Source organism: Pseudomonas sp. B21-009, from assembly GCF_024749345.1.
Lineage (GTDB): Bacteria > Pseudomonadota > Gammaproteobacteria > Pseudomonadales > Pseudomonadaceae > Aquipseudomonas.
In genome coordinates, this window is the sequence record NZ_CP087199.1 from 5,267,672 (window position 1) to 5,291,291 (window position 23,620).

The window sequence follows — 23,620 nt, forward strand, 5'->3', positions numbered from 1 at the left end:
ACCAGTCCCATCGCATAACGGCATATACGCGACGCTTTGCCGCGTAATGGCATGGAGCCGTATACTCAACCGTTTATGCCCGCCGAGCGAGGCCGCAGTGGACAAGATCCTGATTCGTGGGGCACGTACCCACAACCTGAAGAACATCGACCTGACCCTGCCCCGGGACAAGTTGATCGTCATCACCGGCCTGTCCGGTTCCGGCAAGTCGTCCCTGGCCTTCGATACCCTGTACGCTGAAGGCCAGCGCCGTTATGTCGAATCCCTGTCGGCGTACGCCCGGCAGTTCCTGTCGATGATGGAAAAGCCCGACGTCGATACCATCGAAGGCCTGTCGCCAGCGATCTCCATCGAGCAAAAGTCGACCTCGCACAACCCGCGTTCGACCGTCGGCACCATCACCGAAATCTACGACTACCTGCGCCTGCTCTACGCCCGCGTCGGTACCCCGCGCTGCCCGGACCACGACATCCCGCTGGAAGCGCAGACCGTCAGCCAGATGGTCGACCTGGTCCTGGCCCAGCCCGAAGGCAGCAAGCTGATGCTGCTGGCGCCGGTGATTCGCGAGCGCAAGGGTGAACACCTGGCAGTATTCGAAGAGCTGCGCGCCCAGGGCTTCGTCCGCGCGCGGGTCAACGGCAAGCTGTTCGAGCTCGATGAACTGCCCAAGCTCGACAAGCAGAAAAAGCACACCATCGAAGTAGTCGTCGACCGCTTCAAGGTGCGTGATGACCTGCAGCAGCGCCTGGCCGAGTCGTTCGAAACCGCGCTGAAACTGGCCGACGGCATCGCCCTGGTCGCTTCGATGGACGACCAACCGTTCGAAGAAATGATCTTCTCCGCCCGCTTCGCCTGCCCGATCTGCGGCCATGCGATCAGCGAGCTGGAGCCCAAGCTGTTCTCCTTCAACAACCCGGCCGGCGCCTGCCCGACCTGCGACGGCCTGGGGGTCAAGCAGTTCTTCGACATCAAGCGCCTGGTCAATAGCGAGCTGACCCTGGCTGAAGGTGCGATTCGCGGCTGGGACCGGCGCAACGTCTATTACTTCCAGATGCTCGGCTCGCTGGCCGCGCATTATGACTTCAGCCTCGAGATCCCCTTCGGCGAACTACCGGCCGAGCAGCAGAAAGTCATCCTCCACGGCAGCGGCAAGCAGAACGTTGATTTCAAATACCTCAACGACCGCGGCGACATCGTCAAGCGCTCGCACCCGTTCGAAGGCATCGTGCCGAACCTGGAACGCCGCTACCGCGAGACCGAGTCGGCGACCGTGCGCGAAGAGCTGGCCAAGTTCCTCAGCACCCAGCCCTGCCCGGATTGCCGTGGCACGCGCCTGCGCCGTGAAGCGCGGCACGTGTGGGTCGGCGAGAAGACCCTGCCGGCAGTCACCTGCCTGCCGATCGGCGATGCCAGCGGTTACTTCGGTGGCCTCAAGCTGACCGGTCGCCGGGGCGAAATTGCCGACAAGATCCTCAAGGAAATCTGCGAGCGCCTGCAGTTTCTGGTCAACGTCGGTCTCGACTACCTGACCCTCGATCGCAGCGCCGATACCCTCTCCGGCGGTGAAGCCCAGCGTATCCGCCTGGCCAGCCAGATCGGCGCCGGCCTGGTCGGGGTCATGTACATCCTCGACGAGCCGTCCATCGGCCTGCACCAGCGCGACAACGACCGCTTGCTCGGCACCCTCAATCACCTGCGCGACATCGGCAACACGGTGATCGTGGTCGAGCATGACGAGGACGCCATTCGCCTGGCCGACTACGTCGTCGACATTGGCCCGGGCGCCGGCGTGCATGGCGGCCAGATCGTCGCCGAAGGCACCCCGGCCGAGGTCATGGCCCATCCCGACTCGCTGACCGGCAAGTACTTGTCTGGCCGAGTGAAGATTGCCGTACCGGCCAAGCGTACGCCGCGTAACAAGAAGCTCTCGATCAAGCTCAAGGGCGCGCGCGGCAACAACCTGCAGAACGTCGACCTGGAAATTCCGATCGGCCTGCTGACGTGCGTGACTGGCGTGTCCGGCTCCGGCAAATCGACCCTGATCAACAACACCTTGTTCCCGCTCAGCGCCACCGCCCTCAACGGTGCCAGCACCCTGGAAGCGGCGCCGCACGACAGCTGCGATGGCCTGCAGCACCTGGACAAGGTGGTCGACATCGACCAGAGCCCGATCGGCCGTACCCCGCGCTCGAACCCGGCGACCTACACCGGACTGTTCACGCCAATTCGCGAGCTGTTCTCCGGCGTGCCGGAGTCGCGCTCGCGCGGCTACGGCCCGGGTCGTTTCTCGTTCAACGTCAAGGGCGGGCGCTGCGAAGCGTGCCAGGGCGACGGCCTGATCAAGGTCGAGATGCACTTTTTGCCGGACATCTACGTGCCGTGCGATGTGTGCAAGAGCAAGCGCTACAACCGCGAAACCCTGGAGATCAAGTACAAGGGCAAGAACATCCACGAGGTCCTGGAAATGACCATCGAGGAAGCCCGCGAGTTCTTCGACGCGGTACCGGCGCTGGCGCGCAAGCTGCAGACACTGATGGATGTCGGTCTGTCCTACATCAAGCTCGGCCAGTCGGCGACCACCCTCTCCGGTGGCGAAGCGCAGCGGGTCAAGCTGTCACGCGAGCTGTCCAAGCGTGACACCGGCAAGACCCTGTACATCCTCGACGAACCGACTACCGGCCTGCACTTTGCCGATATCCAGCAGTTGCTCGATGTGCTGCACCGCCTGCGCGATCACGGCAACACCGTAGTGGTGATCGAGCACAACCTGGACGTGATCAAGACTGCCGACTGGATCGTCGACCTCGGCCCCGAGGGCGGTTCCAAAGGCGGACAGATCATCGGCTTCGGTACACCGGAACAAGTGGCCGAGATGAAGCAGTCGTATACCGGCTACTACCTCAAGCCGCTGCTGGAACGTGACCGCGCCTGATTCGGCCCGCTCGCACATGAAAAAGCCCCGCACTGGCGGGGCTTTTTTTGCTCCGGAAAATTACATCTGCGATTGCAGGTAGTTCTCCAGACCGATCGACTTGATCAGGCCCTGCTGTTTTTCCAGCCAGTAGGTGTGATCTTCTTCGGTATCGGCCAGTTGCAGGCGCAGGATGTCGCGGCTGATGTAGTCCTTGTGCAGTTCGCACAGCTCGATGCCTTTGCACAGTGCAGCGCGCACCTTGTACTCCAGGCGCAGGTCGGCGGCGATCATGTCCGGCACGGTGGTGCCGACGTCCAGGTCATCAGGACGCATGCGCGGGGTGCCTTCGAGCATGAGGATACGACGCATCAGGGCATCGGCGTGTTGCGCCTCTTCTTCCATTTCGTGGTTGATACGCTCGTAGAGCTTGCTCAAGCCCCAGTCCTCGTACATCCGCGAGTGGATGAAATATTGGTCACGTGCCGCCAGTTCGCCCGTCAGCAACGTGTTGAGATAATCGATTACGTCCGGGTGACCTTGCATCGCCCTGCCTCTCCCTGTGTGAAAGTCATAGTTTGAACCAGGATGACCGGAAGGTCACTGAGAATTGGGCAAAAAAGTGCAAAAAAGCGGGTAAACGGTAGTGATATTCATTGAAAAACCGCCCAAATGAGGGCGGTTCTTCTTATCACTTCGACTTAGGCGAGATTTATGCCCAAAGCCTTGGCAATCCCTTCGCCATAGGCCGGATCGGCCTTGAAGAAGTGCTGCAACTGACGCTGGACCACCTCTTCAGAAACTCCGCCCATGGCGCCGGCGATGTTGCTGATCAGCAGCGCCTTCTGCTCCGGGTTCATCAGGCGGAACAGCGCACCGGCATGGCTGTAGTAGTCGGTGTCTTCGCGGTGATCGTAACGATCGGCGACACCGTTGAGCGCCAGTGGCGGCTCAGCATACTGCGGCGCTTGCTTGGGCGCATTGGCGTAGCTGTTCGGCTCATAGTTAGGCGCCGCACCACCGTTGCTGCCAAACGCCATAGAACCATCACGCTGGTAGCTGTTTACCGGGCTGCGTGGGGCGTTTACCGGCAGTTGCTGGTGGTTGGTACCGACGCGGTAGCGATGGGCGTCTGCGTAAGCGAACACGCGCCCCTGCAGCATGCGGTCTGGCGACAGGCCGACACCGGGCACCATGTTGCTCGGGCCAAACGCGGCTTGCTCGACTTCGGCAAAGTAGTTCAGCGGGTTGCGGTTGAGTTCCAGTTCGCCGATCTCGATGAGCGGGTAGTCCTTCTGCGACCAGGTCTTGGTCACGTCGAACGGGTTCTCGTCGCGGCTGGCCGCTTCTTCTTCGCTCATGACCTGGATGCACACGGCCCATTTCGGGAAGTCACCGCGCTCGATCGCTTCGAACAGGTCGCGCTGGGCGTAATCCGGATCGGTACCGGCAAGGCGAGCAGCCTCGGCAGGAGCCAGGTTCTTGATGCCCTGCTTGGTCTTGAAGTGCCATTTGACCCAGGTGCGCTGGCCCTGAGCGTTGATCAGGCTGTAGGTATGGCTGCCAAAACCATGCATGTGCCGGTAGCCGTCCGGAATGCCGCGGTCGGAGAACAGGATAGTGACCTGGTGCAGCGCTTCAGGCGAGTGCGACCAGAAGTCCCACATCATCTGCGCGCTTTTCAGGTTGCTTTGCGGCAGGCGTTTCTGGGTGTGGATGAAGTCGGGGAATTTCAGCGGGTCACGGATGAAGAACACCGGGGTGTTGTTGCCAACGATGTCCCAGTTGCCTTCCTCGGTGTAGAACTTCAGGGCAAAACCGCGCGGGTCGCGCTCGGTATCGGCCGACCCCCGCTCGCCACCGACAGTGGAGAAACGCAGGAAGGTCTCGGTCTGCTTGCCAACATTGCTGAACAGCTTGGCGCAGCTGTACTGGGTGATATCACGGGTAACGGTGAAGGTGCCATAGGCACCCGAGCCTTTAGCGTGTACGCGGCGTTCAGGGATGTTCTCGCGGTTGAAATGCGCGAGCTTCTCGATGAGATGGAAGTCATCCAGCAACAGCGGGCCGCGTGGGCCTGCCGAACGCGAATTCTGGTTGTCGGCTACCGGGGCGCCGCTGGCGGTGGTCAGTATTTTGTTCTGGCTCATGCTCTCTCTCCCTATCGGTCTTGAACGGCCGGCTAATCGGCTTGGGAGGAGTATTGACCACAACTATGACAACAACAAATTCATTGCCTGACTCAGATCAATAGATTATTACAATACATATAGACACAAAAAACCGGGCACTAGGCCCGGTTTCTTGTTACAGACTGTTCGCCTTACTCAGCAGCTTCAACCGAGCCACCAACAGGACGATCAACCAGCTCGACGTACGCCATAGGTGCGTTATCGCCAGCGCGGAAGCCGCACTTGAGGATACGCAGGTAGCCGCCCTGACGGGTGGCATAGCGCTTGCCCAGATCGTTGAACAGCTTGCCGACGATTTCTTTCGAACGGGTACGGTCGAAAGCCAGACGACGGTTAGCAACGCTGTCTTCCTTGGCCAGGGTGATCAGCGGCTCGGCAACGCGGCGCAGTTCCTTGGCTTTTGGCAGAGTAGTTTTGATCAGCTCGTGCTCGAACAGCGACACCGCCATGTTCTGGAACATGGCCTTACGGTGAGAGCTAGTACGGCTCAGGTGACGTCCACTTTTACGATGACGCATGGGTTCATTCCTTACCAAACACTACGTTCGGTGATTACGACGATCAGGCAGTCGCCTTGTCGTCCTTCTTAAGACTTGCAGGCGGCCAGTTGTCGAGGCGCATGCCGAGGGACAGACCACGGGAGGCCAGAACGTCCTTGATTTCGGTCAAGGATTTCTTGCCCAGGTTCGGAGTCTTCAACAGTTCTACTTCGGTGCGCTGAATCAGGTCGCCGATGTAGTAAATGTTCTCCGCCTTAAGGCAGTTGGCCGAACGCACGGTCAATTCCAGATCGTCAACCGGACGAAGCAGGATCGGATCGATCTCGTCTTCCTGTTCGACTACCACTGGTTCACTGTCACCTTTGAGGTCGACGAACGCAGCCAGCTGCTGTTGCAGGATGGTTGCGGCACGACGGATGGCCTCTTCAGGATCCAGGGTACCGTTGGTTTCCAGATCAATTACCAGCTTGTCCAGGTTGGTACGCTGCTCGACACGGGCGTTTTCCACCACGTATGCGATACGGCGAACCGGGCTGAACGAAGAGTCGAGCTGCAAGCGACCAATGCTGCGGCTTTCGTCTTCATCGCTCTGACGCGAATCGGCCGGCTCATAACCACGACCACGAGCTACGGTGAGCTTCATGTTCAAGGCGCCATTCGACGCCAGGTTAGCGATTACGTGATCGGGGTTAACGATCTCGACATCATGATCCAGCTGAATATCGGCAGCGGTAACCACCCCCGAACCCTTCTTCGACAAGGTCAGCGTAACTTCGTCACGACCGTGCAGTTTGATAGCCAGGCCTTTCAGGTTCAACAGGATTTCAATGACATCTTCCTGTACACCTTCGATTGCCGAGTACTCGTGGAGTACACCGTCAATCTCGGCCTCGACTACTGCACAGCCAGGCATGGAGGACAACAGGATGCGGCGCAGCGCGTTGCCCAGGGTATGGCCAAAGCCACGCTCGAGAGGCTCGAGCGTGATTTTAGCGCGGGTTGGACTGACGACCTGCACATCGATGTGGCGGGGCGTCAGGAACTCATTTACCGAAATCTGCATGGATGCACCTATTTTCTAGCCCTTACTTGGAGTAGAGCTCGACAATCAGGCTTTCGTTGATGTCGGCGGACAGGTCGCTGCGAGCAGGAACGTTCTTGAAAACGCCCGACTTCTTGGCAGCATCCACATCTACCCACTCAACGCGGCCACGCTGGGCGCACAGTTCAAGGGCTTGAACAATGCGCAGCTGGTTCAGCGACTTCTCGCGAACCGCGACCACGTCACCCGGACGAACTTGGTAGGACGGAACGTTTACAGTCTTGCCGTTTACGCTGATCGCTTTGTGCGAAACCAGCTGACGGGATTCGGCACGAGTAGCGCCAAAGCCCATACGATAAACGACGTTATCCAGACGGCACTCGAGCAGTTGCAGCAGGTTCTCACCAGTAGCGCCCTTCTTGGAGGCCGCTTGCTTGTAGTAACCGCTGAATTGACGCTCAAGTACGCCGTAGATACGACGGACTTTTTGTTTCTCACGCAGCTGGGTGCCGTAGTCGGACTGACGACCGCGGCGCTGACCGTGGATACCTGGGGCTGCTTCGATGTTGCACTTCGATTCCAGAGCGCGAACGCCGCTCTTCAGGAACAGATCGGTGCCTTCACGACGAGACAGTTTGCATTTTGGACCAATGTAACGTGCCATTTATCTGTCTCCTGATTACACGCGGCGCTTCTTCGGCGGACGGCACCCGTTATGCGGGATTGGCGTCACGTCGGTGATGCTGGCGATCTTATAGCCACAGCCGTTCAGAGCACGAACAGCGGACTCACGACCTGGACCTGGACCCTTGACGTTGACGTCGAGGTTCTTCAGACCATATTCCAGCGCAGCTTGACCAGCACGTTCAGCAGCTACCTGAGCAGCGAACGGGGTGGACTTGCGGGAACCGCGGAAACCCGAACCGCCGGAGGTAGCCCAAGACAGAGCGTTACCTTGACGATCGGTGATGGTCACGATGGTGTTGTTAAAAGAGGCATGGATGTGGGCGATGCCATCAACCACTGTCTTTTTGACTTTTTTACGAGGACGAGCAGCAGGTTTTGCCATTTCTAAATTCCTGTCGATTCGCTGGTGCGATTACTTGCGGATCGGCTTACGCGGGCCCTTACGGGTACGCGCGTTGGTCTTGGTACGCTGACCGCGTACTGGCAGACCCCGACGATGACGCAGGCCGCGGTAGCAACCCAGGTCCATCAACCGCTTGATTTTCATGTTGATGTCACGGCGCAGATCACCTTCGGTGATGTACTTCGCGACTTCAGTACGCAGCGATTCAACCTGCTCGTCGCTCAGATCCTTGATCTTTGCGGCTGGGTTGACCCCAGTCTCTGCACAGATTTTCTGTGCAGTAGTGCGACCAACACCATAGATGTAGGTCAGCGAGATAACAGTGTGCTTGTTATCTGGAATGTTGACGCCTGCAATACGGGCCATTCAGTGGGACTCCAATTGACAGCTACCTACGCCCCGGAAGCCAAGAAATAGGGCGCGAGATAATATCGCTGTAGAAACAAATAATCAACCCAGCAGCGCACTAGCTGCTGGGTTTGTAGCGCAGATCACAATCAGCCTTGGCGCTGCTTGTGACGTGGTTCCGCACTGCAAATTACTCGAACGACACCTTCGCGGCGAATAATTTTGCAGTTACGGCACAGCTTTTTCACCGATGCACGAACTTTCATCACCAACTCCTCGAACCTTAAGGGTCAATCAGCGCAGCAGACCGCTGCCACCGTAGCCTTTCAGGTTGGCTTTCTTCATCAGGGATTCGTACTGGTGCGAAACGAGGTGCGATTGTACTTGGGACATGAAGTCCATCACAACCACTACCACAATCAGCAACGAGGTCCCGCCAAGGTAGAACGGAACGTTTGCCGCGACCACCAGGAACTGGGGAAGCAGACACACGGCCGTCATATAAAGAGCACCGAACATGGTCAAGCGGGTCAGAACGCCATCAATGTAGCGCGCCGACTGCTCACCTGGACGGATGCCCGGAATAAAGGCACCGGACTTCTTCAGGTTTTCCGCTACGTCTTTCGGATTGAACATCAACGCCGTATAGAAGAAGCAGAAGAAAATAATCCCTGCACTAAACAGCAGAATATTCAACGGCTGACCAGGAGCGATCGACTGCGAGATGTCCTGCAACCAGCCCATACCTTCGGACTGACCGAACCAGGCACCCAGCGAAGCCGGGAACAGCAAGATGCTGCTCGCGAAAATGGCAGGGATTACACCCGCCATGTTCACTTTCAACGGCAGGTGGCTGGTCTGCGCAGCGAAGACCTTGCGGCCCTGCTGACGCTTGGCGTAGTGAACGGCGATACGACGCTGACCACGCTCAATGAACACCACGAAACCGATAATCGCTACTGCCAGCAAACCGATAGCGACCAGGGCGAAAATGTTGATATCGCCTGTGCGTGCAGACTCGAAAGACTGCCCGATTGCTCTCGGAAGACCGGCGACGATACCTGCGAAAATCAACATCGAGATACCGTTGCCTACACCGCGCTCGGTGATCTGCTCGCCCAGCCACATCATGAACATCGCGCCGGCCACGAACGTGGACACCGCAACGAAATGGAAGCCAAAGTCAGCAGAAAACGCCACGCCCTGACCGGCCAGGCCAATGGACATGCCAATGGCCTGGACCAGCGCCAGGATAACGGTGCCGTAGCGGGTGTACTGGCTGATCTTGCGACGGCCAGCTTCACCTTCCTTCTTCAACTGCTCCAGCTGCGGGCTGACGGCGGTCATCAGCTGCATGATGATCGATGCCGAAATGTACGGCATGATCCCCAGTGCAAAGATGCTCATCCGTTCCAGCGCGCCGCCGGAAAACATGTTGAACAAGCTAAGAATGGTCCCCTCATTCTGTCGAAACAGTTCCGCCAGCCGGTCCGGGTTGATACCTGGAACTGGGATGTGTGCGCCTATCCGGTAGACGATGATCGCCAGGAACAGAAAACGCAGACGAGCCCAGAGTTCAGACATCCCGCCTTTGCCGAGCGAAGAGAGAGCACCTTGCTTAGCCATTTATTCCTCGAACTTGCCGCCAGCTGCTTCGATAGCCGCACGCGCACCTTTGGTGGCTGCGATACCCTTGATGGTGACCGCGCGAGTAACTTCGCCGGACAGCATGATTTTCACACGCTGTACGTTTTGGTTAATCACGTTGGCATCCTTCAGGGATTGCACGGTGACAACGTCGCCTTCCACTTTGGCCAGCTCGGACAGACGCACTTCTGCGCGGTCCATGGCTTTCAGGGAAACGAAGCCGAATTTCGGCAGACGACGGTGCAGCGGCTGTTGACCGCCTTCAAAGCCTGGAGCAATGGTGCCACCGGAACGGGAGGTCTGACCTTTGTGGCCGCGGCCACCAGTCTTACCCAAACCGCTACCGATACCACGGCCCGGACGATGCTTCTCGCGACGGGAACCCGGCGCTGGACTCAGATCATTGAGTTTCATCGATTAACCCTCGACGCGCAGCATGTAGTAAGCCTTGTTGATCATCCCGCGATTCTCGGGAGTATCCAGGACTTCTACAGTGTGACCGATGCGGCGCAGACCCAGACCCTTAACACACAGTTTGTGGTTAGGGAGACGGCCGGCGGTGCTTTTGATCAGCGTTACTTTAACGGTAGCCATGATCAGCGGATCTCCTCAACGCTCTTGCCGCGCTTGGCAGCAATGGACTCAGGAGATTGCATAGCCTTCAGACCCTTGAAAGTGGCATGAACCACGTTCACTGGGTTGGTCGAGCCGTAGCACTTGGCCAGGACGTTCTGAACGCCAGCAACTTCCAGGACGGCACGCATTGCGCCACCGGCGATGATACCGGTACCTTCCGAGGCAGGCTGCATGTACACCTTCGACGCGCCATGGGCGGACTTGGTGGCGTACTGCAGAGTAGTGCCGTTCAGGTCTACCTGAATCATGTTGCGACGGGCAGCTTCCATGGCTTTCTGGATCGCAGCAGGTACTTCGCGCGACTTGCCACGGCCGAAGCCAACACGACCTTTACCATCACCCACCACGGTCAACGCGGTGAAAGTGAAGATACGGCCGCCTTTGACGGTTTTAGCAACGCGGTTAACTTGAACCAGCTTCTCGATGTAGCCTTCGTCGCGCTTTTGATCGTTATTTGCCATAACTTAGAACTCCAGCCCGCCTTCACGAGCAGCATCAGCCAGCGCTTTGACGCGGCCATGGTACTTGAAGCCGGAACGGTCAAAGGCAACTTGAGATACACCGGCGGCTTTCGCGCGCTCAGCTACCAGCTTGCCAACCTTAGTGGCCGCGTCGATGTTGCCGGTGGCACCATCACGCAGTTCTTTGTCCAAGGTCGAGGCACTGGCCAGAACCTTGCTGCCGTCGGCCGAAATGACCTGGGCGTAGATGTGCTGCGAGGAGCGGAACACGCAGAGACGCACGACTTCGAGTTCGTGCATTTTCAGGCGTGCTTTGCGAGCGCGACGCAGTCGAGTAACTTTTTTGTCGGTCATTTGCTAGGCCCTACTTCTTCTTGGCTTCTTTACGACGGACGACTTCGTCCGCGTAACGCACACCCTTGCCTTTGTACGGCTCTGGTGGACGGAAGTCGCGGATTTCAGCGGCCACCTGACCTACCAGCTGCTTGTCGATACCCTTGATCAGGATATCGGTCTGGCTTGGGGTCTCTGCGGTGATACCGGCCGGCAGTTCGTAATCCACTGGATGCGAGAAGCCGAGTGCCAGGTTCAGCACGGTGCCTTTGGCTTGTGCTTTGTAACCAACACCGACCAGCTGGAGCTTACGCTCGAAGCCTTGGCTTACGCCCTGGACCATGTTGTTCACCAGGGCGCGGGTAGTACCGGCCATAGCGCGAGTTTGTTGATCGCCATTGCGAGCAGCGAAACGCAGCTCACCAGCTTCTTCAACGATTTCAACCGACGAGTGAACGTTCAGTTCGAGAGTGCCCTTGGCACCCTTCACCGAAAGCTGTTGGCCGACGAATTTGACTTCGACACCGGCTGGCAGCTTAACGGGGTTCTTAGCGACGCGAGACATGCTTATCCCCCCTTAGAACACTGTGCAGAGAACTTCGCCGCCGACACCGGCAGCGCGCGCAGCACGATCAGTCATCACACCTTTGTTGGTGGAGACGATAGACACGCCCAGACCGCCACGTACTTTCGGCAGTTCTTCGACGGACTTGTACTGACGCAGGCCTGGACGACTTACGCGCTTGACTTCCTCGATGACCGGACGGCCTTCGAAGTATTTCAGCTCGATGGAAAGCGATGGTTTTACTTCGCTGCTGACTTGGTAGCCAGCGATGTAACCTTCATCTTTCAGAACTTTGGCTACCGCAACCTTCAGAGTCGACGAAGGCATGCTTACGACGGACTTTTCAGCCATCTGGGCATTACGGATGCGAGTTAGCATGTCCGCTAACGGGTCCTGCATACTCATGGGCTAGACGCTCCTGATACAAGAAAAATTAGCCTCTCGGCTACTACAGTCCCCTGAAATCGCCGGGCGTAAAAACCCGGGCTCAGGAGAGCCGGTCATTCTAGACAGTTCCCAGAAACGAAACAAGCCCCAGAAGGGGCTTGTTTCGTTGCAAGGTCACCGGTGGTCGGAAGATTGCTCCCCCGCCACCTGGACGCTGCCGGTACGTCTTACCAGCTGGCTTTAACCAGACCTGGAACGTCACCGCGCATTGCTGCTTCACGCAGCTTGTTACGGCCGAGGCCGAACTTGCGGTAAACGCCGTGTGGACGACCGGTGATGCGGCAACGGTTACGCAGGCGCGAGGCGCTGGCGTCACGTGGTTGCTTCTGCAGAGCTACGACAGCGGCAAAACGCTCTTCTGGAGTTGCTTCCAGGTTGACGATGGTCGCTTTCAGCTCGGCACGCTTCTTGGCGTACTTGGCAACAGTGAGCTGACGCTTCAGCTCACGGTTTTTCATGCTCTTCTTGGCCATTTTCCTACTCCAATCAGTTGCGGAACGGGAATTTGAAAGCACGCATCAGAGCGCGGCCTTCGTCATCGTTCTTGGCAGTGGTGGTCAGGGTAATGTCCAGACCGCGCAGAGCATCGATCTTGTCGTAGTCGATTTCCGGGAAGATGATCTGCTCTTTCACGCCCATGCTGTAGTTGCCACGACCGTCGAAGGACTTGGCATTCAGGCCGCGGAAGTCGCGAACCCGAGGCAGGGAGATCGCCAGCAGGCGGTCCAGGAATTCGTACATACGATCACGGCGCAGGGTAACTTTAACGCCGATCGGCCAGCCCTCACGGACTTTGAAGCCCGCGATGGATTTCCGAGCGAAAGTCACAACGGCTTTCTGACCGGTGATCTTCTCCAGGTCAGCAACAGCGTGTTCGATGACTTTTTTGTCGCCGACAGCTTCGCCCAGACCCATGTTCAGGGTGATCTTGGTAACGCGCGGAACTTCCATCACGTTCGCCAGCTTAAGTTCTTCCTTAAGCTTGGGAGCAATCTCGTTCCGGTAAATCTCTTTCAGTCGTGCCATGGTCTTCTACCTAGCAGTGTTCAAGCATCAACCGCTTTTTGGGTCGACTTGAAGACACGAATTTTTTTGCCGTCTTCTACTTTGAAACCAACGCGGTCAGCCTTGTTGGTTTCGCCGTTGAAAATGGCGACGTTGGAAGCGTGCAGTGGCGCTTCTTTCTCGACGATACCGCCCTGTACGCCCGACATCGGGTTAGGCTTGGTATGACGCTTCACCAGGTTGATCCCACCAACGACCAGACGGTCGTCAGCGAGAACCTTGAGCACCTTACCGCGCTTACCTTTGTCTTTGCCGGCGATCACGATGATCTCGTCGTCACGACGAATCTTTTGCATGTCGGATCTCCTTACAGCACTTCTGGGGCGAGCGAGACGATCTTCATGAACTTCTCAGTACGAAGTTCACGGGTCACTGGCCCAAAGATACGGGTGCCGATCGGCTCTTGCTTGTTGTTCAACAGAACAGCAGCATTGCCATCAAAGCGGATGATGGAGCCGTCAGCACGACGGACACCGTGGCGAGTGCGGACTACAACAGCAGTCATCACTTGGCCTTTCTTCACTTTACCGCGAGGAATTGCTTCCTTGACGGTTACCTTGATGATGTCACCGATGCCGGCGTAACGGCGGTGCGAACCGCCGAGAACCTTGATGCACATGACGCGACGAGCGCCGCTGTTATCGGCCACATCGAGCATGGATTGAGTCTGAATCATAAAATTTCTCCGACCCTTAGCCCTTAGACTTCAACAGCGCGTTCGAGAACTTCAACCAGTGCCCAGGACTTGGTCTTGGCCAGCGGACGGGTCTCACGGATGGAGACCTTGTCGCCGATATGGCACTGGTTGGTTTCGTCGTGCGCGTGCAGCTTAGTCGAACGCTTAACGTATTTACCGTAGATCGGGTGCTTTACGCGACGCTCGATCAGTACGGTGATGGTTTTGTCCATCTTGTCGCTGACGACACGGCCAGTCAGCGTACGGACGGTTTTTTCAGCTTCAGCCATGATCACTTACCTGCCTGCTGGTTGAGCACAGTTTTCACGCGAGCGATGTCACGCTTAACTTGCGAGAGCAGGTGCGACTGCCCCAACTGGCCAGTTGCTTTCTGCATACGCAGATTGAACTGGTCGCGCAGCAAGCCGAGCAGTTGCTCGTTCAGCTGCTGTGCTGATTTTTCACGAAGTTCATTCGCTTTCATCACATCACCGTCCGCTTAACAAAGGAGGTGGCGAGAGGCAGCTTTGCAGCCGCCAGGGCGAAAGCCTCACGCGCCAGCTCTTCAGAAACACCCTCGATCTCGTACAGGACTTTGCCTGGCTGGATCTGGGCAACCCAGTACTCCACGGAACCTTTACCTTTACCCATCCGCACTTCGAGAGGCTTCTTGGAGATCGGCTTGTCCGGGAACACACGGATCCAGATTTTACCGCCACGTTTTACGTGACGGGTCAGAGCACGACGTGCCGACTCAATCTGGCGGGCGGTGAGACGACCGCGAGCAACAGCTTTCAGAGCAAACTCGCCGAAGCTGACTTTGCTACCGCGCAGTGCCAAACCACGGTTGTGGCCAGTCATCTGCTTGCGGAATTTTGTACGCTTTGGTTGCAACATTTGGCGTACCCCTTACTTAGCAGCTTTTTTACGAGGCGCTGGTGCTTGTGGTTTCAGTTCTTCTTGGCGACCACCAATTACTTCGCCTTTGAAAATCCAAACCTTCACACCGATCACACCGTAAGTGGTGTGAGCTTCGTAGGTGGCATAGTCGATATCGGCACGCAGGGTGTGCAGCGGCACACGACCTTCGCGATACCATTCAGTACGTGCGATTTCAGCACCGCCGAGACGACCGCTCACTTGGATCTTGATGCCTTTGGCACCAATGCGCATGGCGTTCTGTACGGCGCGCTTCATGGCGCGACGGAACATCACACGACGCTCCAGCTGCTGAGCTACGCTCTGAGCTACCAGCATACCGTCGAGTTCCGGCTTGCGGATCTCTTCGATGTTGATGTGCACAGGCACACCCATTTGCTTGGTCAGGTCCTGACGCAGTTTCTCAACATCTTCACCTTTCTTCCCGATAACGATACCTGGACGAGCGGTGTGGATGGTGATGCGTGCAGTTTGGGCCGGACGATGGATATCGATACGGCTAACGGACGCGCTTTTTAGTTTGTCTTGGAGGTACTCACGCACATTCAGATCTGCGAGCAAATAGTCCGCATAAGTCCGACCGTCTGCGTACCAGACGGAGGTGTGCTCCTTGACGATTCCCAGGCGAATGCCAGTGGGATGTACTTTCTGACCCATCTGATCGACTCCGTTACTTGTCCGCAACCTTGACAGTGATATGGCAAGACCGCTTGACGATGCGATCAGCGCGGCCTTTGGCACGCGGCATGATGCGCTTCAGCGAACGCCCTTCGTTGACGAAAACGGTGGAGACCTTCAGGTCATCAACGTCTGCGCCTTCGTTATGCTCGGCGTTGGCTACGGCCGACTCGAGGACTTTCTTCATGATTTCAGCGGCTTTTTTGCTGCTGAAAGCCAACAGGTTGAGCGCTTCGCCCACCTTCTTCCCGCGGATCTGGTCGGCGACCAAGCGGGCTTTCTGGGCGGAGATTCGAGCGCCCGACAACTTAGCGGCTACTTCCATTTCCTTACCCCTTAACGCTTGGCTTTCTTGTCAGCCACGTGCCCACGATAAGTGCGGGTACCGGCAAACTCGCCCAGTTTATGGCCGACCATGTCTTCGTTCACGAGAACTGGGACGTGTTGGCGACCGTTGTGTACCGCGATGGTCAGACCGACCATTTGTGGCAGGATCATGGAACGGCGCGACCAGGTCTTAACTGGTTTGCGATCGTTCTTTTCCGCCGCCACTTCGATCTTCTTCAGTAGGTGAAGATCGATAAAAGGACCTTTTTTCAGAGAACGTGGCACTGTCGTATCCCTCTATTTACTTGCGACGACGGACGATCATGTTGTCGGTACGCTTATTACCACGAGTCTTCGCGCCCTTAGTCGGGAAGCCCCATGGCGATACCGGATGACGACCACCGGAGGTACGACCTTCACCACCACCATGTGGGTGGTCAACCGGGTTCATGGCAACACCACGAACGGTTGGGCGAACGCCACGCCAGCGTTTGGCACCAGCTTTACCCAGCGAACGCAGGCTGTGCTCGGAGTTCGAGACTTCACCCAGGGTCGCACGGCATTCAGCCAGGACTTTACGCATTTCACCAGAGCGCAGACGCAGGGTCACATAGACACCTTCGCGAGCGATCAGCTGAGCCGAAGCACCAGCGGAACGAGCGATCTGTGCACCTTTGCCCGGCTTCAGTTCGATGCCGTGAATGGTGCTACCCACTGGGATGTTGCGCAGTTGCAGGGAGTTGCCTGGCTTGATTGGAGCCAGAGCGCCTGCGATCAGCTGGTCGCCAGCAGCAACGCCTTTAGGGGCGATGATGTAGCGGCGCTCGCCGTCTGCGTAGCACAGCAGTGCGATGTGAGCAGTACGGTTTGGATCGTATTCGATACGCTCGACAGTGGCGACGATGCCATCTTTGTCGTTGCGACGGAAATCGACCATACGGTAATGCTGCTTATGACCACCACCTACGTGACGAGTAGTGATACGGCCATTGTTGTTACGACCACCAGACTTCGATTTCTTCTCGAGCAGCGGTGCGTGAGGAGCGCCTTTATGCAGCTCCTTGTTGACCACCTTGACCACGAAACGGCGGCCAGGGGAAGTCGGTTTGCATTTAACGATTGCCATGATGCACCCCTTCCTTACTCAGCACTGCTGCTGAAATCGAGATCTTGGCCTGGCTGAAGCGAAACGATCGCTTTCTTCCAGTCATTGCGCTTGCCCAGACCACGTGCGGTACGCTTGGTTTTACCCAGAACGTTTACAGTCGACACGTTTTCGACTTTTACGCCGAACAGGCCTTCGACAGCTTTCTTGATTTCCAGCTTGGTTGCGTCAGTAGCAACCTTGAATACGAACTGGCCTTTTTTCTCAGCCAGAACGGTAGCCTTCTCGGAAACATGCGGGCCAAGGAGGACTTTAAATACGCGTTCCTGGTTCATCCCAGCAGCTCCTCGAATTTCTTCACGGCCGACACAGTGATCAACACTTTGTCGTATGCGATCAGACTGACCGGATCGGAACCCTGTACGTCACGTACGTCGACGTGCGGCAGGTTACGAGCAGCCAGGTACAGGTTCTGATCAACAGCGTCCGAAACGATCAGAACGTCGCTCAGACCCATGCCGTTCAGCTTGTTCAGCAGGTCTTTGGTTTTCGGTGCTTCAACAGCGAAGTCCTGAACCACGACCAGACGGTCGGTACGCACCAGCTCAGCGAGGATGGAACGCATTGCTGCGCGGTACATCTTCTTGTTGAGCTTCTGCGAGTGATCCTGAGGACGAGCTGCGAAAGTGGTACCGCCGCCACGCCAGATTGGGCTACGGATAGTACCGGCACGAGCACGGCCAGTGCCTTTCTGACGCCATGGGCGCTTACCGCCACCAGCAACGTCGGAACGGGTTTTCTGCTGCTTGGTGCCCTGACGGCCGCCGGCCATGTAGGCCACGACTGCTTGGTGTACCAGCGTCTCGTTGAATTCGCCGCCGAAAGTCAGTTCGGAAACTTCGATCGCTTGAGCGTCATTTACATTTAGTTGCATGTCAGCTTCCCCTTAACCGCGAGCCTTGGCAGCCGGACGCACAACCAGATCGCTGCCAGTTGCGCCTGGAACGGCACCCTTGACCAGCAACAGATTGCGTTCAGCGTCGACGCGCACTACTTCGAGGGACTGAACGGTCACGCGCTCGGCGCCCATGTGACCGGACATTTTTTTGCCCTTGAATACACGACCAGGAGTCTGGCACTGGCCGATAGAGCCCGGGACGCGGTGGGAGACGGAGTTACCGTGGGTGTTATCTTGACCGCGGAAATTCCAGCGCTTGATGGTACCGGCAAAGCCTTTACCCTTGGACTGGCCGGTAACGTCTACCAGCTGACCTGCAGCGAAGATTTCAGCGTTGATCGAATCACCGGCCTGGAACTCACCTTCTTCAAGGCGGAATTCCCAGACACCGCGACCCGCGGCAACGTTCGCCTTGGCGAAGTGACCTGCTTGAGCAGCAGTCACGCGCGAAGCGCGACGCTCACCGACAGTGACTTGCACTGCACGATAGCCATCGGTTTCTTCAGTTTTGAACTGGGTGACGCGATTCGGCTCGATCTCAATGACCGTGACCGGAATGGAGACACCTTCTTCGGTGAAAATACGGGTCATACCGCATTTACGACCGACTACACCAATAGTCATGTTGTAAACCTCATGAGTGTACGGGGCTTTCACCCGCTATGGCCGCCCATTTCAGAGCGTTACACGACTAAGACCGTGTCTTAGCCGAGGCTGATCTGCACTTCCACACCGGCCGCAAGATCAAGCTTCATAAGAGCATCAACGGTTTTATCCGTTGGCTGGACGATGTCCAGTACGCGCTTATGAGTACGGATCTCGTACTGGTCACGCGCGTCTTTGTTGACGTGCGGGGAGACCAGAACGGTGAACCGCTCTTTACGGGTAGGCAGTGGAATTGGACCACGCACTTGAGCACCAGTACGTTTCGCGGTTTCCACGATTTCCTGGGTGGATTGGTCGATCAGGCGATGGTCAAAAGCCTTCAACCTGATACGGATTTGCTGATTTTGCATTGGATTTCAGACTCCAGGCTGCTATTCCCACCGGGCGCACTACGCCCGTTAAAAGGAGGCGTGATTCTATAGAGGGCCCCACTGAGTGTCAACCCAATAAAAAAGCCCCCGCTGAGCGGGGGCCTTTTTAAGCGATCAACGATTACTCGATGATTTTGGCTACGACGCCGGCGCCGACGGTACGACCGCCTTCACGGATAGCGAAACGCAGACCGTCTTCCATCGCGATGGTTTTGATCAGGGTAACAGTCATCTGAATGTTGTCACCTGGCATTACCATTTCAACGCCTTCTGGCAGCTCGCAGTTACCAGTCACGTCAGTAGTACGGAAGTAGAACTGTGGACGGTAGCCTTTGAAGAACGGAGTGTGACGGCCGCCTTCTTCTTTGCTCAGAACGTAAACTTCTGCGGTGAACTTGGTGTGCGGCTTAACCGAACCTGGCTTGACCAGAACCTGGCCACGCTCAACGTCGTCACGCTTGGTGCCGCGCAGCAGCACGCCGCAGTTCTCGCCAGCACGACCTTCGTCCAGCAGCTTGCGGAACATCTCAACACCGGTGCAGGTGGTGGTGGTGGTGTCACGCAGACCAACGATTTCCAGGGCGTCTTGAACGCGGACGATACCACGCTCGATACGACCGGTAACAACGGTACCACGACCCGAGATCGAGAATACGTCTTCGATTGGCATCAGGAACGGCTTGTCGATAGCGCGCTCAGGCTCTGGGATGTAGCTGTCCAGAGTCTCAACCAGCTTCTTGACAGCGGTGGTGCCCATTTCGTTGTCGTCTTTGCCTTCCAGCGCCATACGAGCCGAACCGATGATGATCGGGGTGTCGTCGCCTGGGAAGTCATAGGTGGACAGCAGGTCGCGAACTTCCATCTCGACCAGTTCCAGCAGCTCAGCGTCGTCTACCAGGTCAGCCTTGTTCAGGAAGACCACGATGTACGGAACGCCAACCTGACGGGACAGCAGGATGTGCTCACGGGTTTGTGGCATCGGACCATCGGCGGCCGAGCAAACCAGGATCGCGCCGTCCATCTGGGCAGCACCGGTGATCATGTTCTTCACGTAGTCAGCGTGACCTGGGCAGTCGACGTGAGCGTAGTGACGAATGTTCGAGTTGTACTCGACGTGTGCGGTGTTGATGGTGATACCGCGAGCTTTCTCTTCTGGAGCGCTGTCGATCTTGTCGAATTCGACGACGGCCGAACCGAAAACTTCGGAGCAGACGCGAGTCAGAGCTGCGGTCAGAGTGGTTTTACCGTGGTCAACGTGACCGATGGTGCCAACGTTGACGTGCGGAAGGGAACGATCAAATTTTTCTTTAGCCACGACAGTGAACCTCTTGCCTAAAGGGCTGGATTAGCCTTGTTTTTTAACGAGTGCTTCGACGATATTCGACGGAGCTTCGGCGTATTTGGAGAATTCCATGGAGTAGCTCGCGCGACCCTGAGACATGGAACGAACGTCGGTCGCATAACCGAACATTTCTCCGAGCGGAACTTCAGCACGGACAACCTTGCCGGACACCGAATCTTCCATACCCTGGATCAGACCACGACGACGGTTCAGGTCACCCATCACGTCACCCATGTAGTCCTCAGGGGTCACAACTTCTACCTTCATGATCGGCTCAAGCACTTTACCGCCGCCTTTGGCTGCGAGTTGCTTGGTCGCCATGGAGGCCGCCACCTTGAACGCCATCTCGTTGGAGTCGACGTCGTGGTAGGAACCATCAAACACGGTAGCCTTCAGGCCGATCAGCGGATAGCCGGCAACGATGCCGTTCTTCATCTGCTCTTCGATACCCTTCTGGATCGCCGGGATGTATTCCTTAGGAACCACACCACCTACAACCTCGTTGGTGAATTCCAGGCCTTCGGTGATGTTGCCTTGTGCGTCCACTGTTGGCTGCGAGAAGCGAATCCAGCAGTGACCGAACTGACCGCGACCACCGGACTGACGAACGAACTTACCTTCGATCTCGACGTTGTCCTTGGTGATCTGCTCGCGGTACGAAACCTGTGGCTTACCAATGTTGGCTTCGACGTTGAACTCGCGCTTCATGCGGTCAACGAGGATGTCCAGGTGAAGCTCACCCATACCGGAGATGATGGTCTGGCCGGTTTCTTCGTCGGTTTTGACGCGGAACGACGGGTCTTCCTGAGCCAGCTTGCCCAGTGCGATACCCATCTTTTCCTGGTCTTGCTTGGTCTTCGGCTCAACAGCTACCGAGATCACAGGCTCCGGGAAGTCCATACGCTCGAGGATGATCGGCTTGTCGGCGTTGCACAGGGTGTCACCGGTGGTGACGTCCTTCATGCCGATCAGAGCAGCGATGTCGCCTGCCAGTACTTCTTTGATTTCTTCACGCTGGTTGGCGTGCATCTGCACCATACGACCAACGCGCTCTTTCTTGCCCTTGACCGAGTTGATCACGGAGTCGCCGGACTGCAGCATACCCGAGTAAACGCGGACGAAGGTCAGAGTACCCACGAACGGGTCGGTGGCAATCTTGAACGCCAGAGCCGAGAACGGCTCGTTGTCGTCGGCATGACGCTCGTCGTAGTCGGCGTCAACCAGCTCTTCTTTCGGCTTCTCGATCAGATCAGGGTGGATACCCTTGATCGCCGGGATTTCGGTCGGAGCAGGCAGGAAGTCGATAACGGCGTCGAGAACCAGGGGAACGCCCTTGTTCTTGAACGACGAACCGCAGACAGCCGGAACGATCTCGCTGGCCAGGGTGCGCGCGCGCAGACCGGCTTTGATTTCTTCGACGGTCAGCTCACCTTCTTCAAGGTACTTGTTCATCAGCTCTTCGTTGGCTTCGGCAGCGGCTTCGACCATATTGGCGCGCCACTCTTCAGCCAGCTCCAGCATATCGGCAGGAATTTCTTCCTCGCGATAAGTGGTGCCTTTGTCGTCGTCGTTCCAGTAGATAGCCTTCATCTTGATCAGGTCGACCTGACCCTGGAAGTTATCTTCCGAACCGATGGCCAGCTGAACAGGAACCGGGGTGTGACCCAGACGGTTCTTGATCTGACCTACGACGCGCAGGAAGTTGGCACCGGCACGGTCCATCTTGTTCACGTAAACAACACGTGGAACGCCGTACTTGTTGGCTTGACGCCATACGGTTTCGGACTGTGGCTCAACGCCTGAAGTGCCGCAGAACACAACGACCGCGCCGTCGAGTACGCGCAGCGAACGTTCTACTTCAATGGTGAAGTCAACGTGGCCGGGGGTATCGATGACGTTTACGCGGTAGTTGTCATACTGGCCACGGGAACCCTGCCAGAAGGTGGTAACAGCAGCGGAGGTAATGGTAATACCCCGCTCCTGCTCCTGCACCATCCAGTCGGTGGTCGCGGCGCCGTCATGCACCTCGCCCATCTTGTGGCTCAGGCCTGTGTAGAACAGGATCCGCTCGGTAGTGGTAGTTTTGCCCGCGTCAACGTGCGCGCAAATACCGATGTTACGGTAGCGGTTGATTGGTGTAGTACGAGCCATAGAGCCCTCGCAAAAATAGTGATGCCAGAATTAGAAGCGGTAGTGCGAGAACGCTTTGTTGGCTTCGGCCATACGGTGTACGTCTTCACGCTTCTTGACTGCAGCACCTTTGCCTTCAGCAGCATCCAGCAGCTCGCCAGCCAGGCGCAGAGCCATGGACTTCTCGCCACGCTTGCGGGCGTAGTCTACCAACCAGCGCATTGCCAGGGCGTTACGACGGGATGGACGAACTTCAACAGGAACCTGGTAAGTGGCACCGCCAACACGGCGCGACTTAACTTCGACCAGCGGAGCGATGGCGTCGAGAGCTTTCTCGAAGATTTCCAGGGGATCGCTGTTCTTGCGTTCTTTAACCTTGTCCAGTGCACCGTAAACGATACGCTCGGCAACGGCTTTTTTGCCGCTTTCCATTACGTGGTTCATGAACTTGGCGAGGATCTGGCTTCCGTATTTTGGATCGTCCAGAATCTCACGCTTGGCTGCTACACGACGTCTTGGCATTGATAAGCCCTCAAACGGTCTTCAGGTTAGCCCGGGACAGTGCCCCTTAAGGGTGCGTGCCCGACCTTACTCTTATCGACTCAATAAAATTGATAACTGCAAACTGCGACAAACGGCCGATTACTTCGGACGCTTGGTACCGTACTTCGAACGACCTTGGTTACGACCTTTGACGCCGGAGGTATCCAGGGAGCCGCGAACGGTGTGGTAACGAACACCTGGCAAGTCTTTTACACGACCGCCACGGATCAGTACGACGCTGTGCTCTTGCAGGTTGTGGCCTTCACCGCCGATGTACGAGGAAACCTCGAAACCGTTGGTCAGACGCACACGGCAAACTTTACGCAGTGCCGAGTTAGGTTTTTTCGGCGTGGTGGTGTACACACGGGTGCACACGCCACGACGTTGCGGGCAGTTCTGCAGCGCAGGAACGTCGGATTTCTCGACGATACGCTTACGCGGCTGACGTACCAGCTGGTTGATAGTTGCCATCTACTAGCTCCACTGTTGTCTTGCGACGCTATTGTCTTGCAAGAAAAGCAAAAATTGGCAGGACGGAGTCCCACCAAATTTAGGGGTACAAGAGTCTAAAGAGGATCTTGCCCCCAGTCAAGACAAGGCCCCGGCCCTCCCCTTCCAGTCATCGGCAACAAATTATGTCGCCGATGG

The 23,620-nt window shown here is 57.0% G+C and carries 35 protein-coding genes; 1 reads left to right on the plus strand and 34 read right to left on the minus strand.

What is annotated here, in order from left to right; genetic code table 11:
- Positions 1-97: 97 nt before the first annotated feature.
- Positions 98-2,932 carry an excinuclease ABC subunit UvrA gene (uvrA, locus tag LOY34_RS24340; protein WP_045200024.1) on the plus strand — a complete coding sequence of 945 codons (2,835 nt, stop codon included), beginning with the start codon at positions 98-100 and terminating at the stop codon, positions 2,930-2,932.
- Positions 2,933-2,992: 60 nt separating this feature from the next.
- On the opposite strand, the gene bfr is transcribed toward uvrA, so the two are convergent.
- The 34 genes from bfr to rpsL all read right to left on the minus strand — a co-directional run bounded on the left by bfr (position 2,993) and on the right by rpsL (position 23,443).
- A complete protein-coding gene (gene bfr / locus LOY34_RS24345) occupies positions 2,993-3,457 on the minus strand; it encodes a bacterioferritin (RefSeq protein WP_045200027.1) in 465 nt (154 codons plus the stop codon).
- A gap of 155 nt (positions 3,458-3,612) precedes the next feature.
- The gene (locus LOY34_RS24350) at positions 3,613-5,061 is read right to left on the minus strand and encodes a catalase (protein WP_045200029.1); all 1,449 of its coding nucleotides are present in this window, start codon (positions 5,059-5,061) and stop codon (positions 3,613-3,615) included.
- A 173-nt stretch (positions 5,062-5,234) separates the two neighbouring features.
- Complete coding sequence (gene rplQ, locus LOY34_RS24355) at positions 5,235-5,621, minus strand: 50S ribosomal protein L17 (RefSeq protein ID WP_002555463.1); 387 nt, start codon at positions 5,619-5,621, stop codon at positions 5,235-5,237.
- Between the two features lie 43 nt (positions 5,622-5,664).
- A complete protein-coding gene (locus LOY34_RS24360; RefSeq protein WP_003186012.1) occupies positions 5,665-6,666 on the minus strand; it encodes a DNA-directed RNA polymerase subunit alpha in 1,002 nt (333 codons plus the stop codon).
- A 22-nt stretch (positions 6,667-6,688) separates the two neighbouring features.
- Positions 6,689-7,309: a 30S ribosomal protein S4 gene (gene rpsD, locus LOY34_RS24365; RefSeq protein ID WP_010220321.1), complete on the minus strand. Its 621-nt coding sequence runs from the start codon at positions 7,307-7,309 to the stop codon at positions 6,689-6,691.
- 15 nt (positions 7,310-7,324) lie between these two features.
- Positions 7,325-7,714, minus strand: a complete 390-nt coding sequence (gene rpsK, locus LOY34_RS24370; protein WP_002555466.1) for a 30S ribosomal protein S11 — start codon at positions 7,712-7,714, stop codon at positions 7,325-7,327.
- A gap of 30 nt (positions 7,715-7,744) precedes the next feature.
- Positions 7,745-8,101 carry a 30S ribosomal protein S13 gene (gene rpsM / locus LOY34_RS24375; RefSeq protein ID WP_010220320.1) on the minus strand — a complete coding sequence of 119 codons (357 nt, stop codon included), beginning with the start codon at positions 8,099-8,101 and terminating at the stop codon, positions 7,745-7,747.
- A 131-nt stretch (positions 8,102-8,232) separates the two neighbouring features.
- Positions 8,233-8,349, minus strand: a complete 117-nt coding sequence (gene rpmJ, locus LOY34_RS24380; protein ID WP_002555468.1) for a 50S ribosomal protein L36 — start codon at positions 8,347-8,349, stop codon at positions 8,233-8,235.
- 28 nt (positions 8,350-8,377) lie between these two features.
- Positions 8,378-9,709, minus strand: a complete 1,332-nt coding sequence (gene secY, locus LOY34_RS24385; RefSeq protein WP_010220319.1) for a preprotein translocase subunit SecY — start codon at positions 9,707-9,709, stop codon at positions 8,378-8,380.
- A complete protein-coding gene (gene rplO / locus LOY34_RS24390; protein ID WP_010220318.1) occupies positions 9,710-10,144 on the minus strand; it encodes a 50S ribosomal protein L15 in 435 nt (144 codons plus the stop codon).
- A gap of 3 nt (positions 10,145-10,147) precedes the next feature.
- A complete protein-coding gene (gene rpmD, locus LOY34_RS24395) occupies positions 10,148-10,324 on the minus strand; it encodes a 50S ribosomal protein L30 (protein ID WP_010220317.1) in 177 nt (58 codons plus the stop codon).
- Positions 10,325-10,326: 2 nt separating this feature from the next.
- Complete coding sequence (gene rpsE, locus LOY34_RS24400; protein ID WP_010220316.1) at positions 10,327-10,827, minus strand: 30S ribosomal protein S5; 501 nt, start codon at positions 10,825-10,827, stop codon at positions 10,327-10,329.
- Between the two features lie 3 nt (positions 10,828-10,830).
- Positions 10,831-11,181 (minus strand): 50S ribosomal protein L18, encoded by a 351-nt coding sequence (gene rplR, locus LOY34_RS24405; RefSeq protein ID WP_009397496.1) that lies wholly within the window; start codon positions 11,179-11,181, stop codon positions 10,831-10,833.
- Between the two features lie 10 nt (positions 11,182-11,191).
- Positions 11,192-11,725, minus strand: a complete 534-nt coding sequence (gene rplF / locus LOY34_RS24410) for a 50S ribosomal protein L6 (protein ID WP_010220314.1) — start codon at positions 11,723-11,725, stop codon at positions 11,192-11,194.
- A gap of 12 nt (positions 11,726-11,737) precedes the next feature.
- Positions 11,738-12,130 carry a 30S ribosomal protein S8 gene (rpsH, locus tag LOY34_RS24415; protein ID WP_010220313.1) on the minus strand — a complete coding sequence of 131 codons (393 nt, stop codon included), beginning with the start codon at positions 12,128-12,130 and terminating at the stop codon, positions 11,738-11,740.
- A 209-nt stretch (positions 12,131-12,339) separates the two neighbouring features.
- Positions 12,340-12,645, minus strand: coding sequence for a 30S ribosomal protein S14 (gene rpsN / locus LOY34_RS24420; RefSeq protein ID WP_010220312.1), 306 nt, complete (start codon positions 12,643-12,645; stop codon positions 12,340-12,342).
- 13 nt (positions 12,646-12,658) lie between these two features.
- Entirely contained in the window at positions 12,659-13,198 is a 540-nt protein-coding gene (gene rplE / locus LOY34_RS24425) for a 50S ribosomal protein L5 (RefSeq protein WP_010220311.1), read from the minus strand.
- A gap of 20 nt (positions 13,199-13,218) precedes the next feature.
- Positions 13,219-13,533 carry a 50S ribosomal protein L24 gene (rplX, locus tag LOY34_RS24430; protein ID WP_009397501.1) on the minus strand — a complete coding sequence of 105 codons (315 nt, stop codon included), beginning with the start codon at positions 13,531-13,533 and terminating at the stop codon, positions 13,219-13,221.
- Positions 13,534-13,544: 11 nt separating this feature from the next.
- Positions 13,545-13,913, minus strand: coding sequence for a 50S ribosomal protein L14 (rplN, locus tag LOY34_RS24435; RefSeq protein ID WP_002555479.1), 369 nt, complete (start codon positions 13,911-13,913; stop codon positions 13,545-13,547).
- Positions 13,914-13,936: 23 nt separating this feature from the next.
- Positions 13,937-14,203, minus strand: a complete 267-nt coding sequence (gene rpsQ / locus LOY34_RS24440) for a 30S ribosomal protein S17 (RefSeq protein WP_008374160.1) — start codon at positions 14,201-14,203, stop codon at positions 13,937-13,939.
- A 2-nt stretch (positions 14,204-14,205) separates the two neighbouring features.
- Complete coding sequence (rpmC, locus tag LOY34_RS24445) at positions 14,206-14,397, minus strand: 50S ribosomal protein L29 (RefSeq protein ID WP_002555481.1); 192 nt, start codon at positions 14,395-14,397, stop codon at positions 14,206-14,208.
- Positions 14,397-14,810, minus strand: a complete 414-nt coding sequence (gene rplP / locus LOY34_RS24450; protein ID WP_003255479.1) for a 50S ribosomal protein L16 — start codon at positions 14,808-14,810, stop codon at positions 14,397-14,399. Before rplP ends, rpmC begins: the two co-directional genes overlap by 1 nt.
- A 12-nt stretch (positions 14,811-14,822) precedes the next feature.
- The gene (gene rpsC / locus LOY34_RS24455) at positions 14,823-15,509 is read right to left on the minus strand and encodes a 30S ribosomal protein S3 (protein ID WP_010220308.1); all 687 of its coding nucleotides are present in this window, start codon (positions 15,507-15,509) and stop codon (positions 14,823-14,825) included.
- Positions 15,510-15,522: 13 nt separating this feature from the next.
- Positions 15,523-15,855, minus strand: coding sequence for a 50S ribosomal protein L22 (gene rplV, locus LOY34_RS24460; protein WP_003103908.1), 333 nt, complete (start codon positions 15,853-15,855; stop codon positions 15,523-15,525).
- Positions 15,856-15,866: 11 nt separating this feature from the next.
- Positions 15,867-16,142, minus strand: a complete 276-nt coding sequence (gene rpsS, locus LOY34_RS24465; RefSeq protein ID WP_002555486.1) for a 30S ribosomal protein S19 — start codon at positions 16,140-16,142, stop codon at positions 15,867-15,869.
- Positions 16,143-16,158: 16 nt separating this feature from the next.
- Positions 16,159-16,983: a 50S ribosomal protein L2 gene (rplB, locus tag LOY34_RS24470; RefSeq protein WP_038606161.1), complete on the minus strand. Its 825-nt coding sequence runs from the start codon at positions 16,981-16,983 to the stop codon at positions 16,159-16,161.
- 14 nt (positions 16,984-16,997) lie between these two features.
- Complete coding sequence (gene rplW, locus LOY34_RS24475; protein ID WP_010220306.1) at positions 16,998-17,297, minus strand: 50S ribosomal protein L23; 300 nt, start codon at positions 17,295-17,297, stop codon at positions 16,998-17,000.
- Positions 17,294-17,896, minus strand: a complete 603-nt coding sequence (gene rplD / locus LOY34_RS24480) for a 50S ribosomal protein L4 (RefSeq protein WP_010220305.1) — start codon at positions 17,894-17,896, stop codon at positions 17,294-17,296. Before rplD ends, rplW begins: the two co-directional genes overlap by 4 nt.
- 12 nt (positions 17,897-17,908) lie before the next feature.
- Positions 17,909-18,544: a 50S ribosomal protein L3 gene (rplC, locus tag LOY34_RS24485; protein ID WP_010220304.1), complete on the minus strand. Its 636-nt coding sequence runs from the start codon at positions 18,542-18,544 to the stop codon at positions 17,909-17,911.
- A gap of 80 nt (positions 18,545-18,624) precedes the next feature.
- The gene (rpsJ, locus tag LOY34_RS24490; RefSeq protein ID WP_003186070.1) at positions 18,625-18,936 is read right to left on the minus strand and encodes a 30S ribosomal protein S10; all 312 of its coding nucleotides are present in this window, start codon (positions 18,934-18,936) and stop codon (positions 18,625-18,627) included.
- A 142-nt stretch (positions 18,937-19,078) separates the two neighbouring features.
- On the minus strand, positions 19,079-20,272 hold the full coding sequence (tuf, locus tag LOY34_RS24495; protein WP_010220303.1) for an elongation factor Tu: 1,194 nt from the start codon (positions 20,270-20,272) through the stop codon (positions 19,079-19,081).
- A 30-nt stretch (positions 20,273-20,302) separates the two neighbouring features.
- On the minus strand, positions 20,303-22,450 hold the full coding sequence (fusA, locus tag LOY34_RS24500) for an elongation factor G (protein WP_045202252.1): 2,148 nt from the start codon (positions 22,448-22,450) through the stop codon (positions 20,303-20,305).
- 30 nt (positions 22,451-22,480) lie between these two features.
- On the minus strand, positions 22,481-22,951 hold the full coding sequence (gene rpsG / locus LOY34_RS24505) for a 30S ribosomal protein S7 (RefSeq protein ID WP_008089143.1): 471 nt from the start codon (positions 22,949-22,951) through the stop codon (positions 22,481-22,483).
- A 120-nt stretch (positions 22,952-23,071) separates the two neighbouring features.
- Positions 23,072-23,443, minus strand: a complete 372-nt coding sequence (rpsL, locus tag LOY34_RS24510; protein ID WP_003186084.1) for a 30S ribosomal protein S12 — start codon at positions 23,441-23,443, stop codon at positions 23,072-23,074.
- Positions 23,444-23,620 lie beyond the last annotated feature (177 nt).

Coding starts and splice junctions, on each gene's coding strand:
- bfr (WP_045200027.1), bottom strand. CDS start 3,457: ATGCAAGGTCACCCGGACGTAATCGATTATCTCAACACGTTGCTGACG.
- LOY34_RS24350 (WP_045200029.1), bottom strand. CDS start 5,061: ATGAGCCAGAACAAAATACTGACCACCGCCAGCGGCGCCCCGGTAGCC.
- rplQ (WP_002555463.1), bottom strand. CDS start 5,621: ATGCGTCATCGTAAAAGTGGACGTCACCTGAGCCGTACTAGCTCTCAC.
- LOY34_RS24360 (WP_003186012.1), bottom strand. CDS start 6,666: ATGCAGATTTCGGTAAATGAGTTCCTGACGCCCCGCCACATCGATGTG.
- rpsD (WP_010220321.1), bottom strand. CDS start 7,309: ATGGCACGTTACATTGGTCCAAAATGCAAACTGTCTCGTCGTGAAGGC.
- rpsK (WP_002555466.1), bottom strand. CDS start 7,714: ATGGCAAAACCTGCTGCTCGTCCTCGTAAAAAAGTCAAAAAGACAGTG.
- rpsM (WP_010220320.1), bottom strand. CDS start 8,101: ATGGCCCGTATTGCAGGCGTCAACATTCCAGATAACAAGCACACTGTT.
- rpmJ (WP_002555468.1), bottom strand. CDS start 8,349: ATGAAAGTTCGTGCATCGGTGAAAAAGCTGTGCCGTAACTGCAAAATT.
- secY (WP_010220319.1), bottom strand. CDS start 9,709: ATGGCTAAGCAAGGTGCTCTCTCTTCGCTCGGCAAAGGCGGGATGTCT.
- rplO (WP_010220318.1), bottom strand. CDS start 10,144: ATGAAACTCAATGATCTGAGTCCAGCGCCGGGTTCCCGTCGCGAGAAG.
- rpmD (WP_010220317.1), bottom strand. CDS start 10,324: ATGGCTACCGTTAAAGTAACGCTGATCAAAAGCACCGCCGGCCGTCTC.
- rpsE (WP_010220316.1), bottom strand. CDS start 10,827: ATGGCAAATAACGATCAAAAGCGCGACGAAGGCTACATCGAGAAGCTG.
- rplR (WP_009397496.1), bottom strand. CDS start 11,181: ATGACCGACAAAAAAGTTACTCGACTGCGTCGCGCTCGCAAAGCACGC.
- rplF (WP_010220314.1), bottom strand. CDS start 11,725: ATGTCTCGCGTCGCTAAGAACCCCGTTAAGCTGCCAGCCGGTGTCGAA.
- rpsH (WP_010220313.1), bottom strand. CDS start 12,130: ATGAGTATGCAGGACCCGTTAGCGGACATGCTAACTCGCATCCGTAAT.
- rpsN (WP_010220312.1), bottom strand. CDS start 12,645: ATGGCCAAGAAGAGCATGAAAAACCGTGAGCTGAAGCGTCAGCTCACT.
- rplE (WP_010220311.1), bottom strand. CDS start 13,198: ATGGCACGACTGAAAGAGATTTACCGGAACGAGATTGCTCCCAAGCTT.
- rplX (WP_009397501.1), bottom strand. CDS start 13,533: ATGCAAAAGATTCGTCGTGACGACGAGATCATCGTGATCGCCGGCAAA.
- rplN (WP_002555479.1), bottom strand. CDS start 13,913: ATGATTCAGACTCAATCCATGCTCGATGTGGCCGATAACAGCGGCGCT.
- rpsQ (WP_008374160.1), bottom strand. CDS start 14,203: ATGGCTGAAGCTGAAAAAACCGTCCGTACGCTGACTGGCCGTGTCGTC.
- rpmC (WP_002555481.1), bottom strand. CDS start 14,397: ATGAAAGCGAATGAACTTCGTGAAAAATCAGCACAGCAGCTGAACGAG.
- rplP (WP_003255479.1), bottom strand. CDS start 14,810: ATGTTGCAACCAAAGCGTACAAAATTCCGCAAGCAGATGACTGGCCAC.
- rpsC (WP_010220308.1), bottom strand. CDS start 15,509: ATGGGTCAGAAAGTACATCCCACTGGCATTCGCCTGGGAATCGTCAAG.
- rplV (WP_003103908.1), bottom strand. CDS start 15,855: ATGGAAGTAGCCGCTAAGTTGTCGGGCGCTCGAATCTCCGCCCAGAAA.
- rplB (WP_038606161.1), bottom strand. CDS start 16,983: ATGGCAATCGTTAAATGCAAACCGACTTCCCCTGGCCGCCGTTTCGTG.
- rplW (WP_010220306.1), bottom strand. CDS start 17,297: ATGAACCAGGAACGCGTATTTAAAGTCCTCCTTGGCCCGCATGTTTCC.
- rplD (WP_010220305.1), bottom strand. CDS start 17,896: ATGCAACTAAATGTAAATGACGCTCAAGCGATCGAAGTTTCCGAACTG.
- rplC (WP_010220304.1), bottom strand. CDS start 18,544: ATGACTATTGGTGTAGTCGGTCGTAAATGCGGTATGACCCGTATTTTC.
- rpsJ (WP_003186070.1), bottom strand. CDS start 18,936: ATGCAAAATCAGCAAATCCGTATCAGGTTGAAGGCTTTTGACCATCGC.
- fusA (WP_045202252.1), bottom strand. CDS start 22,450: ATGGCTCGTACTACACCAATCAACCGCTACCGTAACATCGGTATTTGC.
- rpsG (WP_008089143.1), bottom strand. CDS start 22,951: ATGCCAAGACGTCGTGTAGCAGCCAAGCGTGAGATTCTGGACGATCCA.
- rpsL (WP_003186084.1), bottom strand. CDS start 23,443: ATGGCAACTATCAACCAGCTGGTACGTCAGCCGCGTAAGCGTATCGTC.